Below are 13,867 nucleotides of genomic sequence, written 5' to 3'. Positions count from 1 at the left end.
AGAAGTAGAAAGGCGGGAACATGTTTTTTTCGAAATCCGTACATATTAACGGTAAGTCACTATTACTGACAAGGGATGGAATACTACCATGAATGTGAAACCACCCGCAGGAAAACCAGTCATCATGGTCATAGTCGATACATTAATGGACGCCCCGCTTAACGATGCAATCCGGGCAGGCATGGCGCCGGCATTTGATTTTCTGATAAAGAATGGCACATATTCCCCGGGTCTTATCGCCCCCTTTCCAACCATGTCGGTAAATGTGGATACCACTTTGCTGACCGGGACGTATTGCGATCAACATAAAATCCCCGGCCTTGTCTGGTTTAATAAGAAGGAAAACCGGCTCATTAATTACGGCAGCCATTACCGGGAGTTGTTCAAACTGGGAGTTGTAAAAGCAGTTGAGGATTTGCTCTTCAACTTGAATCAGTCACACATTAGCCGGGAGGTTCGAACCCTACATGAAGATTTATACAGGCAGGGACTTGATTCAGCATCGATCAACGCACTTGTCTTCCGCGGAAACACGCCGCATTTTCTTGACCTGCCAAAAATGCTCGGGCGATTTACCCCGTTAAGCAGGCATCGTCCAGTCTATGCTCCCGCCATTTTTTCCTACGGAAGATTTTCAAAACTAGGGAAATCATTAAAGAACCAACATTTCTGGCAAAAGGCCGGCGTCAATGACCCTTCGTCCGTCCAGCAATTAAGCCATCTTGTTTCGGAAAATATCCTGCCCCCTTTTACGATTGTTTACCTTCCTGATCTCGATCAACGGATTCATAAGTACGGGAGATTGGACCGAGTAGGCATCGAAAAAGCGGATCAGCAACTGCAAAAAATCCTTGGCCTTTTTGGAGATTGGAAAAAAGCGCTGGAGCTTAATCAGTGGATTATTATGGGCGATAACGGCCAGGCATGGGTGCATTCTGACCGGAACCATGCGGTAATCGATTTAAGGAAGCTGTTTAGCCCTTATAAAATCATGAGGCTTCGAAAAGGGCCCAGAACTGGGGATCAAATTGCCCTAGCGGTGAACGATAGGATGGCTTATATCTATTCCTTAAATGAGGAAAAGGAGCTGATAGAGGACATCGCCATGCTCCTGACGGGGGATAACAGGATTGATGTGATTGCCTGGAAAAGCGGCAGGCACATTAAGGTCCGTTCTGGAGGAATTGATGGGGAAATACGTTTTCAGCCAAGTGGCGTTTTACAGGATCAATATGGACAGTCGTGGGAATTGGAAGGGAACATGGAAATTCTCGATCTATCTGTCACGAATAATAGGATTCAATTCGGTTTGTATCCCGATGCTCTCGGACGGCTGCATAGCTGTCTTCACTCACATGAGGGTGAATTCCTCGCGATAAGTGCCCGTCCCGGCCATGAGTTTGCCGGAGAAGGCAGCCCGGTTCACTTGGGCGGAGCAGGACACGGGGGATTGCATCAACAGGATTCGGTTGTCCCGCTGATTGTTGCGGGAACCGATTCGCTTCCGGAACATATGAGGATCGTCGATTTAAAAAAATGGGTCCTTTCTCTGATAACAAACGGTGTTTATGATTCGAAACCAAAGATGGGTTCTTGATTTTTAATTAATAGAAGGAGGTATGCCTGATGGAAACAATTGACCCAAAGGATGTAAAAGCCGGAGATGAAGTGTTCGTTATTTATAATAATCCGCATACACCGACAGTTGCGAATATCCGCCCGGCAGAAGTTGTCCAGCACCCTAAAGATCCAAACGCGCTAGCCTTGTTCATTCATGAAACCTTTCATGTCATTGAGGATGATGACGCGCTTTTTTCCTCAGAAGAAGCTGCTGAAAAAGCGTTTAAAGACCATTATTTTTGAAAACAGCCCCTTCTTAATCCCGGGAATGCTGAATAGATTGCTTATATTTGCACACCCTATTATTGGAGGTGAATGGAATGGAAAACCAAAACAATCGCCAGGGAAACAATAATCGCGGTAACAACGGCGGATTCATGAATAAGGTCGGCCAGACGATTGAGAACGTTGTGGACGCTGTCACGGGTAATAACCAGAACAATGGCCAACAAAACCGCAGGAAAAACAACAACCAGCAATAATTTTTTCGAAACGCCAATCATTTTGGCGTTTTTTCATTGGCTAGCTCCAGCGCCTAGCCCCTCAAGGTCTTCGATGATTATTCTAAGTAGCTTTCCTTAGTGGTCAGCCACGACCAGCTTGTAGGATGGTTATTTTTTTCTGAAAAAAAGCTGCCCGAGTTACGGCAGCTTTCTTTTCCTATTTAAAATGAACGTTTATCATTACCGCCTCTGAACGGGTGCCTATCCGGAGGGCAGGGCCCCATGTACCGAATCCGGATGAAACGATTGAATGCAGCTTCCCTTTTTTTAGATAACCCCAATCATTTTCATAAATCCGGCTAGTAATGAAATGCGCGGGGGCTACCTGGCCGCGGTGTGTGTGCCCGGAGACGAGAAGATCAACTCCAGCACGCCTTGCTTCCTCAAGGGCAATCGGCTGGTGGTCCATCAGGAAAACGGGCTTGGAATCATCTCCGCTTCCTATAATTGAATCGAGCGGGGCTCTGCTATGGTCAGTCGGATCCTTTCGCCCGGCAAGCACAATTTCATTATTGACCAAAATCGTTTCATCCTCGAGGACCGTAATCCCCGCCTTCTCCATTTCCGCTACGATTTTCTCCTTATCCCCGCCATAATAATCATGATTGCCAAGAGCCGCGTATACCCCAAGAGGAGCGTGGATTTTTTTCATGCTTTCGTCCATATCGGTTTTAAGGAAAGGGGCAATATAGTCGTCTATCAAGTCACCCGGAATTAAAATCATATCCGGTTTTTCCGCCTGAGATATTTCTACAAAGCGGTCAAGATGCTTTCTTCCCACTATGGAGCCGAGATGAAAATCGGATGCCATCAGGATCTTCATGTTTTCCCTATCTGCCGGCTTTTGGATTGTTACATCATATGTACGGACAACAGGGCTCCAAGCATTAAACGAACCATACACAAAGATAATTGCAAAAAAAGCGACAACTCCAATGCCAATCCAATAAACCCCCCGCTTTTTTAAAAGAAGCACGACCACGTTAACAATCGGCAATATTAATATCCCATAGCCGATCATGACCATCCAATACCCGCCAATCAAGCTAAGGAGAGGAATGGGAATAAATCTGCCCGCGAACATTGAAAGGGATAGGAAGATGATTAGCGCCACATAAGCATATTTGTATTTTCGCAGCGGCTTGTTCAGCCTCAGCCAAACCCAGCCATTGTATCCAATATAGAAACAAATGAGTCCGTAAACAATCAAGACAGCCGCTATGGCTGCAACAACAGTCCAAGTCATAAACAGTAAGTTCCTTTAAGTTCCTTTATCTTTTTCGTATGTAAAATTGTGTTGATAGAACAATTCCCAGCGACTTATAAAAAAGCGAGCAGAAGGTTATATATACCGTGCTACAAATCCTTAAGGAGAGAAGATTGGATTTTCCGGATGGCATCTCCCCTGCTGATAACGCCGACTACCCTTTTTGCTTCATCAATGACTGGCAATTTTTTAAAGTGGTGGGTAGAAAGGTGTTTTACAGCAAGATTAACGTCGTCATCAGGCGTAACCGTAACAAGATTTTTCGTTTTAGCGATTGAAAGGATTGGCGCTCCCGCCGTTTCCTTCAGCCTAGTTTTTACATCCATTTCTTCCATGCATTCCATATAAAGAAGGAAGTCAAAAATCTTCCTGTCAATTGGCTGGATTGCCCGTAGGATATCCCCATCTGTCACCATGCCAAGCAATTCGCCGTCACCACTGCAAACTGGCACTCCTCCTATTTCTTTTTCAACAAACAGGGCCATTACCTCGGTAAGTGTCATTTCCGGGGTAGCGCTTATTACATCCGTAATCATAAAATCCTTCACTTTCATTCGTGCCACCAGCCCTTTTACATAGGATGTCAGTGCAATTTTAGTATTTCAATTTGGGCAGAAAAAGTCAAACGTGTTGGATTGGTTAAATTAGGTACCTACTTGAAATTGTAGACTACTCCCGTCAATTCCTCTGAAAGGCTCCACAGCAGCTCCGCGGTTTCAGAGTCATATATCCTTTCAATGACCGAATCCTTTCTTGGGTATCCCTTCCGTTTCTTTTTCCCGTCCGGCCCAATGTATTCCCCTCCCAGCAATGAGGGCTCGGTTGCCGCATACAGAGTCGGCAGGGCGCCCATCGCGGTCGGCTGGGTGACGGCCCTGGAAATCAACCTGAACAAGCTGTTCATATCCCGTCCGGAATTTCTTGATGCGAGATTCGTATGGGTAACGCCGGGGTGGCAGATAATGCTTTTCATACTATGGCCGTTCCGTTCAAGCCGAATCTGCAACTCTTTCCCGAACAGCATGTTGGCGAGTTTACTTTGTCCATAAAATTTGTACCGTTTATAGCCCTTCGACCCGTCAAGGTTATCGAAGTCAATGCGCGCATTGTGTGCGGCCAGGCTGCTTACCGTGACAACACGGGAACCCGGAGTATTTTTCAACACGTTCAATAAAAGCCCGGTCAGAGCGAAATGGCCAAGATGGTTGCTACCGAATTGCGTTTCAAATCCATCACGTGTTTTGCTTAGTGGAGACATCATAATCCCGGCATTGTTGATAAGAATATCCAGCGATGAATATCGGGCCGAAAATTCGACCACAAACTTCCTTATTGAAGCTTGGTCACTTAAATTAAGGTGCAACAAGCGCACGGAAGCTTTGGGGCTTTCCTCGATGATTTTTGCAGCGGCCGCTTCTCCCCTAGCCATGTTCCTTACTGCAAGGATGACTTCTGCCCCTTTGGCGGCAAGGGCACGTGCGGCCTCGAAACCGATTCCGCTATTCCCGCCAGTAATAATCACCGTTTTTCCCGACACATCCTTTATATCCTCTGTAGTCCATCCTTTCACCATCGGCACTCTTCCCTCATATTAGTATCTAGAATTTAGTATAGCTGAACGTACATCGGAAAAAGAAACAAAAGCCCTCCCGGATTGTCGGAGGGCTTCCTGAATATTTACTTCTCCTTGGAGAAGTCCAAGATTCGTATCGGGTTTCCTGAATTGTCTAAATAAATGGCATACCGGCCTGGAGGGATATCAAACGGTTCTTTCGTAAATTCGTATTTTTGTTTATTTTCTTCATAAAAGGAATCTACGCTATCAACTAGAAAGATTCCTCCAGGAGTCATTTCTTCCTTATCCATTTCATCCTCCAACATTAATTGAACCTCGCTCCCAGGCAGTTTCAACGCCGCTGTATGCTCACCTTCACGCCAGGATTCTTCAAAACCAAGATTGTCCCTATAAAATGCCAAAGATTCCTTTAGGTTTTTTACAGGATGGTACAAAAATAGCAATTTCATTTGATTCCCTCCTAATGTAATAAATGAATTATGCAATACGTAACTATGTTATGTTAAACATAATTGATTTACGTACATTGTGTCAATATGCTATAATAAAAAATATGAAAGAGTGGATACCGATTCCAGGTTCAAGTAAAAACACCTTAGTACAGGTAGCTTTACAGGAATTCAGCGCTAAAGGCTACAAAAAAACCAATATTGCGGAGTTGGCTGCAAAAGCCGAAATGACCACCGGGGCGATTTATCATCATTTTGGTTCGAAAGCCGGGCTTTTTGAGGTAATTAGGAGTGAAATGGAACAAAGAGTCTTAGACAGAATGGAGGGTGCCGCATCTTTATTCGAGGATGCGAATGAAGCGTTGGAGGCTGCGCTTATCACAGGATTGGATTTCGCGGCCAAATCCAATAGTTGCCGCTTAATTGGCGAAGAGCCGATTTCAGGCAAAAAAAATAAGATTGCAGCCTTTCTTGAAGGAATGAATAAAAACGATAATTTGCCAATAGAAATTGCTATGCTCGCCGTCTGGAGAACCCTTTTGCTCGAGATAGCTGATCGAAGCCTGAATGTCGGACAGGCCAAAAGTATTATTAAATGGATATTTAAAAGGGAACTTGCATGAAGTTCCCTTTTTGCTTTTACATCATTTGAATTGAAATTAACATTGCCGCCTATGTCAGGCCTGCTCCTGGGCAAAGGCCTTTTTCTTGTTTCCCGTATGGATGACGGCCGAAAAGCTGTGCAGCCCCATGCCGACAATGACAAGAACGATTCCCGCCCACGATATCGGTGATGGAAACGGGGCTGCCAAAAAGAGCACCTCTCCACCTAAAGCAAACAAGATTTCGACGGATTGTGTGGCTTCGACTGTGGCCATTTTTGTCATGTCTCCCCTGACTAGATCGGTCGCCATGAAAAACAGTACGGTAGCGATGACGCCTGAGCTGACTGCAACCCCTGCCGACTGTAAGATTTGGCTTTTAGCAGGCAAATCGGCTATAAGGGCTCCATATACAGACAATATCAGCCAAAACGGAAGGCTGGCGATCGTCATTCCCAGTACGCGCTGGAACGTATCCAGCCTACCGCCAGCGACATCCATCATTTTCCGATTCCCGAGCGGATAGGCGAAAGTAGCTATCAATACTGGAACAACCCCGAATAAAAATTCCTTCGTTCCAAGCGTTTTGGCATGATCCAGCTGCATAATCGCAACCCCCGCGAGGATGATGGTGGACATGACCATTCCTTTTACCGGAATTCTTCCTCTTACCCGAACCCCATCCTTCGTTTCAAAAAAGAGCGGCGAAAGCAGAGACCCGGATACAATCGTTACGAGCCAGGTGCCAGCAATCAGCCAACCTGGCGAAAAGGCTGCGGCAAAACAAATCGGTGCGTAAAATAACCCGAAACCAACTGTGCTCCACAAAAGCCACGCCCCCGGCTTCTGTTTCATTTCATCCCAAAGCGGCTTCAGATTTTTCCTGCCTGCGACAATCAAAAGCAAAAACGGAATCATGAAAAAATACCGGAGTGACGCACTCCAAATCCAATGGCCGCCTGAGAGCTCCATCGATCGGTTCAGGACAAAGGTAAACGCGAAGAAAAACGCGGAGGCGATTCCAAGGACAATCGGTTTCATTCTCCTGCCCCCTATCTCATTGGGCGTTCAAGCAAAAACAATTCCTCTTCCAGCTGGGCCATTTTTTCTTCGGCCACTTTCCTGGATTGCTTAATGCCCTCGTTGTAAAAGTAAGGCCCAAGTTCAGTTTTAAAAAACTCAAGCAAGCCCTCCGCCTCCAAATTGCCAAGCTCCTCTCCGCGCTCTTTTATAAAATACTCTTGAATATCGGCAATGAGTTGATCCTTTTGCTGTTTACTGAATGTAATAAACATCGTATTCTCCACTTCCTCTAGCCGGCACTTTTAAGGGAAACGCCGAAGTTTATTTTTTCACAATAATCTGTATTATCCAAGGATAATGAATAACCGCCCTTTTGTAAAGCCAAAAAAAAGCCGGTTCCTTTGGAGGATAACCGGTTGTACTCAGGCGCTCTGTTTATGGAAAAGCCCCATAACTTCGATTGTTTTCGTGATATTGACGAAAGCATCCGGATCAACTTCCGCAATCAATGATTTAACCTCGGCGAGCTCGTATCGGGTGATGACGGTCAAAAGGATATTCCGTCCTTCTTTTGAAAATCCGCCCATCCCATCCAGCACAGTCAGGCCACGGTACACATTTTGCACAAGCTGTTCCCGCATTTCTTCCCCTTTTGCCGTAATGATGGTCAATGTAAGTTTGACATGGTGGGTGTAGATGGCGTCGATGACCTTTCCAGTAACGAAAATTGAAACCATCGTATTCAGTGCAGTATCCCAGTTAAACAGGAAACCGCTTATCGCGATTATAACAGCATTCATCGCAGACAGCAGCGTACCGATTGGGAAGTCTTTTTTGCGGGCTACAATCATCGCCATTATATCCAGACCGCCGGTGGACGCCGACTGGCGCAAGACAAGCCCCATGCCCAAACCAGCAAGCGCCCCGCCAAAAACCGATGAAAGGATGCTATTGCTGGCAACTTCATATACCGGAATTACTGACAACCCAGCTGAGATTACGATGACCGAAAGGATTGTTTGTATAATAAATTTCCTGCCCAGCATTAAATATCCTAGGACGAGCAACGGCAAATTCAGCAGGAAGTTCGCGGCTCCGGTATCAAGAGGGGTTAGCATCCCAATCATCATCGAAAGTCCGCTTAAACCGCTTGAAAGGACCTCGTGCGGGATCAGGAAACAATTAAAGGCAGCCGCGATAATGACCGAACCAATCGTGATAGCTAGTAGCTGCATTCAGGTATCCTCCTCTTAAAATCACTTATTCTAACATAACACCAACTCCATACGGCAGTAAATTTAATAGTTTATTTTCATTATTAAAAGAAATCATGAAAAAGGCCGCGAAAAACATTTCGCGGCCCCAACGCCCGGATTGCCTTCAGCCGAGCTTTTCCACCATAGTAAGCATAACGATCAACCCAATAATAAATGAATAGGTCGGGAAACGGACACTTTTCCCTTCCTGGCTTTCAGGAATCAGTTCCTTATTTTTTCACAAAAGAAAAAAAGGAAGGAATTTAACTATCCTTCCGTAATTATCGCTGTTCCAGGAATTCCAGGGTTTCGCCCGCAAGCCCTGTATAAAAAACGGTTCTCCAGCCATTTTCCAATGTATACGGGCCTTCCGCCATTTTCAGGCCCGCCTCTTGCAATTTTTTAATCAAGCCATCAAGCTCTCTTGTCTTAAAGCAAAGGTGAATGGCCCCTTCCCCTACTCTTGGCTCATCCGCTTCAATCAATTCGATCCGAAAACCGCCAAGGGTCATAAAAATTAGCTTCTTCCCGTGAAACTCCATCGTATTCTCACCACGAAAGCCAAGGGTAGTTTTATAAAATTCAGCTACCTCTTCAAGAAGGTCCGTTTCAATTGCGTAATGATGAAATTCAACCATCGTTTTCCCCCTCATAAAATCAGGTTCATATCGCCAAATTCATGCCAAAGGTATTTTGCTTCGACCGCGTCCATATACGCGCCGTACAGCTTATCCTGCGGGATGAAAACCGACAGCATGGCAAGATGGCTTGCTTCCGGTTCGTGAAGGCCGGTCAGAATTCCGTCCACCGCCATCAGTTCATATCCCGGATGAACGAACAAGTTGGTCCAGCCATGGGTTTGGCCAGTCGCCATCGCGGTTTCAAGCGCGCGGACAACTGTCGTCCCGGCTGCAATCACCCGTTTGCCCGACTTTCTGGCTTCCTTGATTGCTGTTAAAGTTTCTGCGGGAATAGCATATTCTTCTTTATTTTTCGAAGGATGATGGTCATAATTGTCGTCAAGAAAATAACTTAAGCCGGTATGAAGCTGGATGAACGCGATTTTGACTCCTTTTCTGCGCAGCTTGAACAGCAGTTCCCAACTGAATGCCCTTCCCGCGGATGGCATTTCAACCGAACCAGGATGTGATGCGAACACAGTCTGATAATAATCGAGGCTCCACGGGGTTTCAATATATTCATAGCGGATTGGCTCGCCCAAAGAGTAGATTTCATCAAACAGGCTTGTGCCTGATTTTGAAAAGCGGATAACTGACAAAGGCGTCTCCCCGGCGACCTGTTCGATGACCGCTTCAAGCTGGCTGGAAAACCATATAATTTCACCAGTCTGGACAGAAGGAGCGACGACCAAGGCGTACCAGCGGCTATCGTCAATTTTGCCTGCAAGCCTGATTTCAACCTCTTCATTACGAGAAAGAAGACGGCCGTGCAAAGTCGCGGGAATCGTCCGTGAGCTATTCAGCACAAGAACGTCACCTTCATTCAAATAGTGGTCAAGATTGTAAAAAGAATCGTGGCAGGCATACCCTGTCTCTTTTGATAAAACCATCATGCGCACATGGTCACGCCTTAGCCCCCGCCTTTCCGGAGGGGCAGCGGCATTCAGGGATGGCGGCAGATTGAAAGTCAGGCTCCCGGCAATCATGCATGCCACTTCCCTTCATTGAATTCCTGGGCTGAAATCCGCTGTCCGGTTATGTTAATGGCTTGATCGGATGCGAGAAAAAGGAAAACAGGCACAACATCATTTGGATCTGCAAGTTCATAATCGCAATTCGGGACGGCAAGTTGATGCATTTCCGTATCCATCTCCCCCGGGTCCACCATGTTAACCCGTACCCCAGTTTCACTCAGTTCGTCAGCCCATGTTTCGGTCAATCCTTCGACCGCGAATTTGGAAATACCATAAGCACCCCAGCCCGCGTAGCCTGTATTTCCAGCTTCCGACGTCACATTGATTATCACTCCATTATCACGTTGAAGCATGACCGGAAGTACCCGCCGTGTCACAAGGAATGTGCTCATCGTATTGACTCTAATTACTTCAGCGAAATCTTCCTCGGGATAATCGAGCAGCATCGGCATCGGGCTCGGTCCTAGAATAGAAGCGTTGTTGATCAGGACATCGATATGGCCAAACCTTTCTTCCGTCAACGCGACAAAGCGTTCTACATCGCGTGCGATTGAGATATCCGCCCGGATTGCAAGGACCTCTTCAGCCCCGGCCACCTCGGCTTCTTTTTTCACCCTTAGCAACCCTTCCTCACTCCGCGCGCAAATCGAGAGCCTCGCACCCTGCTTTGCAAAAGCCAGCGCCAATGCTTTTCCGAGTCCCCGTGATGCTCCGGTAATCATAACGTGTTTCCTATTAGTCATTTTGATTTCCCCTTTCGAATTTCGCTAACTGGTTTTCATGCTTTTATGATAGCCGGTTCGAGAAACCGAAACCTCGGAAAGAAGCTTGAACTTCCATACAACTTTAGTCCGAGATTTGGGAATTCCACCTTATTAGGGATTGCAATTTTTTAACTATTTTTAGCTAAAAAGGGAGGAAAAAAGCGTTTTTTGGCGAAACTAGTAAGAGAGTTGAAAATTGAAGGGGGACGTTGAAATGGATAAGGTAACCAGTATTGCATTCATTCTTTTTCATGCCACCGATGACCCTGAAGTAAAAGCAAGAGCCGTGGATTTGCTCAATGGAGAGACCGATCTCCGAGAGCTGAGGTCTGATCCGGACATGGTAAATCTTTTAGACACCGCCGAAGCGGCATTGAAGAAGCAGTCCGTTAATAAAGAAGAAATCCAGAAGTTTGTAGAGCAGTATTTGTTTGTAGAAGCATAGAAGCATGCCCCCTTTTCAGGGGCTTTTTTTGTGCATAATTTGTCACAAAAACAAGTTATTTATAGTGGTAACTTCTATTGTTTAGGAAGGTACGCCGTGGTAAGATGAGGTGCTGGTATTTTCTTGCAGTCCCCTATTATGGAACCAGATTCTTTTTAAAAAAAGTAGGCATGTCCGACCAAATGGAGAATAAGATGGAAAAAGCATACAGGTTTAGACTGTCTGGTTCGTTGGTATATAGAAGTACTGCTTGTTATAGCAGTAAAGTAATTTTTCGAAAGGATGATTAAAATGGTTCAAGTAAATGTGAAGGTAGAATACCTTGGCAGGAATTACATGACGAATGTGATCACGACCCCTCAGGCAAGCGATGAGGAAATCATGCAGCTGGCTCTTGAGCAAGTCATGAAGCAATGGGCTGAATAAGATGATAACCTCTGTGGAAGAAAATAGACAATAGACGGAGTTGGTCCGCTTTGCAAAAAGGGATTGGCTCCGTCTATTTTAGTTTTATCATTACTAGCCAGAAGACTCCTTCCTCAGCGAAGCAGGTGGGAGATGAATGGCGTCAAACGCTTTTGCTCTTTTGAAGACTAGTCAAAACAGTACATATGTTCTATACTGGAGGTGACTATTTCCAAAGGAGGTGACTGTTTTGAGCCATCACAAAGCCTTCAAGTTTCGCTTGCACCCTTCCAAGGCACAAGCCTCCCTGATTAATCGAACCATTGGCTGTACCCGTTTTGTGTTCAACCACTTCCTTGCACAACAAAAGAAAAAGGATGCCTACTGGCACATGACGGAGGAAATGGTTCAAAACGGTCAGCTCCCTATGAATAACTGGAAAAGTGGATTCTTCCAAAAGTTCACTTCCATCAAGGAGTTGCCAGAATTGAAAAAGCAGGCTCCCTTCCTAAAGGAAGTGGACAGCATTGCCCTTCAAAAAGCCGTTGAAAACCTTCATGACGCTTATGAACGCTACTACAAAAAGCAGAACAAAGCACCCCACTTCAAAAGCAAGCGCAACCCTGTCCAGGCGTACACAACCAAATGTGTCAACGGAAACATTGCCATTGACAGCAACAAAGTGAAGCTTCCGAAACTTGGATGGATTCGCTTTGCCAAGAGCCGTGAGGTGGAAGGACGCATCCTGAATGCTACGATCCGCAAAGCGCCAAGCGGGAAATATTACATTTCCATTGTGGCTGAAGTGAACATCCAACCTATGGAGCCAGTCCACAAGGAAGTGGGCATTGACCTTGGCATCAAGGAGTTTGCCGTCCTGTCGGACGAGACAAAAGCCCCTAATCACCACTTTCTGGTGCGTATGGAACAACGTATCGCAAAGGAACAGCGAACCCTCTCAAGGCGCACCATTGGCTCCTCGAATTGGAGGAAGCAAAAAATCGTTGTTGCCCGTCTTCACGAAAAAATCACCAACGCCAGAATGGATTTTTTGCATAAGCTCTCGACGCAAGTGGTCAAAACCCACGACCTCATTGCCATTGAGGACTTACGCATCGCCATTATGGTGAAGAACAAAACTTTATCCAAACACATTAGCGATGTGGCATGGGGAGAATTCCGCAGGATGCTCACGTATAAAGCAGAGTGGTATGGCAGGAAGGTCGTTGTTGTCAGCCCTTGGTATGCATCCTCCCAACTCTGTTCTGCCTGTGGGCATCAGCATAAAGAAACAAAAAATCTGTCAGTAAGACAATGGACATGCCCAGGGTGCGGAAGCCTTCATGACCGTGACCACAATGCAAGCCAAAACCTATTAAACGAAGCCAGACGGCTTCTGACTGATAAAAAAACCGCAGGAACTGCGGGGATAGCCTGTTCATAAACTGCCTGTTAGGGCGGTGTTCGCAGGAATCTCCCACTTCAACGAAGTAAGTGGGAGTAGTTCAATCGAGTTCGTAGCCTTTCATTTTATCCATGTGGCTGGCGATCATCGCGATAATCGTACCCGCTTCTTCTTTTGTAAAAATAAAATTCGTTTCATCCTTCACCAGTTCATCGTCCTCGGTCCAAATCCGGTTTACCCTGCGAAGAACTCCGTCGCCGGTGCCCTCCACAACACCGAACTGGTAGGTCACTTCCACCTCGTCTTCTTTTTGGAAAGCGGTAATTTCAGGCGTTTCCCACTCGACATCGATTTCCTCATATACTTCATCGTCCGAGTAAGCGATGATCGTAACATCTTCGTCTCCAACCGCATCAAGGATGTCATCTAACTCATCATCTTCTTCCTCGTCATCGTACAGCTCGTTATCAAAGTCTTCTGGATCATCGTTCATATATTCATGAAAGCTTTCATGGACTGCATCGATGATGTTTTCAATATCAGGCAAAATTGTCCTTGATGGCTGTTCAAGGTCAGGGTCATACGTTTCGACATAAAACTCTTCATTGTGCGGGTCAAAGAATAACGTGCAAAAATAATCGCGTCCGTCGCAATCATCCGTTTCCACAAAGAAATCAATCCTCGGGTGCCTCGAACTCCGTTCAATTGACATTTGGCCCGCCTGATCGTATTTTTCGCAAATTGATTCCAAATGGTCCTGCAACTCAGAAGTTACCCGGTCAAACCACTCCAATGACATATGCATCCTTCCCTTCGGCTGTTTTCTGGGTTAGTATGCCACTTGCGGCGGGAAAATGAGTTGGCACATTTTTGAAATGTTAACGGTTTTACGAAGTCT

General features: G+C 45.9%; 18 protein-coding genes. 7 read left to right on the top strand and 11 right to left on the bottom strand.

Annotated elements, in window-relative coordinates; genetic code table 11:
• Positions 1–88: 88 nt before the first annotated feature.
• The 3 genes from V1499_RS11925 to V1499_RS11915 all read left to right on the top strand — a co-directional run bounded on the left by V1499_RS11925 (position 89) and on the right by V1499_RS11915 (position 2,102).
• Positions 89–1,597 carry an alkaline phosphatase family protein gene (locus V1499_RS11925; RefSeq protein ID WP_409270145.1) on the top strand — a complete coding sequence of 503 codons (1,509 nt, stop codon included), beginning with the start codon at positions 89–91 and terminating at the stop codon, positions 1,595–1,597.
• 29 nt (positions 1,598–1,626) lie between these two features.
• Positions 1,627–1,863 carry a transcriptional regulator SplA domain-containing protein gene (locus V1499_RS11920; protein WP_409270144.1) on the top strand — a complete coding sequence of 79 codons (237 nt, stop codon included), beginning with the start codon at positions 1,627–1,629 and terminating at the stop codon, positions 1,861–1,863.
• Positions 1,864–1,940: 77 nt separating this feature from the next.
• Positions 1,941–2,102 (top strand): hypothetical protein, encoded by a 162-nt coding sequence (locus V1499_RS11915; RefSeq protein WP_409270143.1) that lies wholly within the window; start codon positions 1,941–1,943, stop codon positions 2,100–2,102.
• A 178-nt stretch (positions 2,103–2,280) separates the two neighbouring features.
• Here V1499_RS11915 and V1499_RS11910 read toward each other — a convergent pair whose 3' ends face one another.
• The 4 genes from V1499_RS11910 to V1499_RS11895 form a co-directional block, all read right to left on the bottom strand.
• Positions 2,281–3,369 carry a metallophosphoesterase gene (locus V1499_RS11910; protein WP_409270142.1) on the bottom strand — a complete coding sequence of 363 codons (1,089 nt, stop codon included), beginning with the start codon at positions 3,367–3,369 and terminating at the stop codon, positions 2,281–2,283.
• A 110-nt stretch (positions 3,370–3,479) separates the two neighbouring features.
• A complete protein-coding gene (locus V1499_RS11905) occupies positions 3,480–3,944 on the bottom strand; it encodes a CBS domain-containing protein (RefSeq protein WP_409270141.1) in 465 nt (154 codons plus the stop codon).
• Positions 3,945–4,042: 98 nt separating this feature from the next.
• Entirely contained in the window at positions 4,043–4,963 is a 921-nt protein-coding gene (locus V1499_RS11900) for an oxidoreductase (protein WP_409270140.1), read from the bottom strand.
• Positions 4,964–5,067: 104 nt separating this feature from the next.
• Entirely contained in the window at positions 5,068–5,415 is a 348-nt protein-coding gene (locus V1499_RS11895; RefSeq protein WP_409270139.1) for a VOC family protein, read from the bottom strand.
• A 23-nt stretch (positions 5,416–5,438) separates the two neighbouring features.
• Between V1499_RS11895 and V1499_RS11890 the strand changes: the two genes are divergently transcribed.
• Positions 5,439–6,038 (top strand): TetR/AcrR family transcriptional regulator, encoded by a 600-nt coding sequence (locus V1499_RS11890; protein ID WP_409270138.1) that lies wholly within the window; start codon positions 5,439–5,441, stop codon positions 6,036–6,038.
• A gap of 54 nt (positions 6,039–6,092) precedes the next feature.
• On the opposite strand, the gene V1499_RS11885 is transcribed toward V1499_RS11890, so the two are convergent.
• The 6 genes from V1499_RS11885 to V1499_RS11860 form a co-directional block, all read right to left on the bottom strand.
• Entirely contained in the window at positions 6,093–7,058 is a 966-nt protein-coding gene (locus V1499_RS11885) for a multidrug resistance efflux transporter family protein (RefSeq protein ID WP_409270137.1), read from the bottom strand.
• Positions 7,059–7,069: 11 nt separating this feature from the next.
• Positions 7,070–7,312 (bottom strand): DUF2164 domain-containing protein, encoded by a 243-nt coding sequence (locus tag V1499_RS11880; RefSeq protein ID WP_409270136.1) that lies wholly within the window; start codon positions 7,310–7,312, stop codon positions 7,070–7,072.
• Positions 7,313–7,462: 150 nt separating this feature from the next.
• A complete protein-coding gene (locus tag V1499_RS11875) occupies positions 7,463–8,275 on the bottom strand; it encodes a YitT family protein (RefSeq protein ID WP_409270135.1) in 813 nt (270 codons plus the stop codon).
• Between the two features lie 302 nt (positions 8,276–8,577).
• On the bottom strand, positions 8,578–8,934 hold the full coding sequence (locus V1499_RS11870; RefSeq protein ID WP_409270134.1) for a VOC family protein: 357 nt from the start codon (positions 8,932–8,934) through the stop codon (positions 8,578–8,580).
• 11 nt (positions 8,935–8,945) lie between these two features.
• The gene (locus V1499_RS11865) at positions 8,946–9,962 is read right to left on the bottom strand and encodes an S-adenosylmethionine:tRNA ribosyltransferase-isomerase (RefSeq protein ID WP_409270133.1); all 1,017 of its coding nucleotides are present in this window, start codon (positions 9,960–9,962) and stop codon (positions 8,946–8,948) included.
• Positions 9,959–10,693: an SDR family NAD(P)-dependent oxidoreductase gene (locus V1499_RS11860; RefSeq protein ID WP_409270132.1), complete on the bottom strand. Its 735-nt coding sequence runs from the start codon at positions 10,691–10,693 to the stop codon at positions 9,959–9,961. Before V1499_RS11860 ends, V1499_RS11865 begins: the two co-directional genes overlap by 4 nt.
• 235 nt (positions 10,694–10,928) lie before the next feature.
• Between V1499_RS11860 and V1499_RS11855 the strand changes: the two genes are divergently transcribed.
• The 3 genes from V1499_RS11855 (at position 10,929) to tnpB (ending at position 13,008) form a co-directional block, all read left to right on the top strand.
• Positions 10,929–11,159, top strand: a complete 231-nt coding sequence (locus V1499_RS11855) for a hypothetical protein (protein WP_409270131.1) — start codon at positions 10,929–10,931, stop codon at positions 11,157–11,159.
• Positions 11,160–11,450: 291 nt separating this feature from the next.
• Complete coding sequence (locus tag V1499_RS11850) at positions 11,451–11,585, top strand: BA3454 family stress response protein (protein WP_409270130.1); 135 nt, start codon at positions 11,451–11,453, stop codon at positions 11,583–11,585.
• A 229-nt stretch (positions 11,586–11,814) separates the two neighbouring features.
• Positions 11,815–13,008: an IS200/IS605 family element RNA-guided endonuclease TnpB gene (gene tnpB, locus V1499_RS11845; RefSeq protein ID WP_409270129.1), complete on the top strand. Its 1,194-nt coding sequence runs from the start codon at positions 11,815–11,817 to the stop codon at positions 13,006–13,008.
• A 61-nt stretch (positions 13,009–13,069) separates the two neighbouring features.
• Here tnpB and V1499_RS11840 read toward each other — a convergent pair whose 3' ends face one another.
• Complete coding sequence (locus V1499_RS11840) at positions 13,070–13,768, bottom strand: hypothetical protein (protein ID WP_409270128.1); 699 nt, start codon at positions 13,766–13,768, stop codon at positions 13,070–13,072.
• Positions 13,769–13,867 lie beyond the last annotated feature (99 nt).

The sequence above is a fragment of the Neobacillus oceani genome, assembly GCF_046237595.1.
Lineage (GTDB): Bacteria > Bacillota > Bacilli > Bacillales > Cytobacillaceae > Bacillus_D > Bacillus_D oceani.
This window is presented reverse-complemented; position numbering and strand designations above follow the sequence as displayed.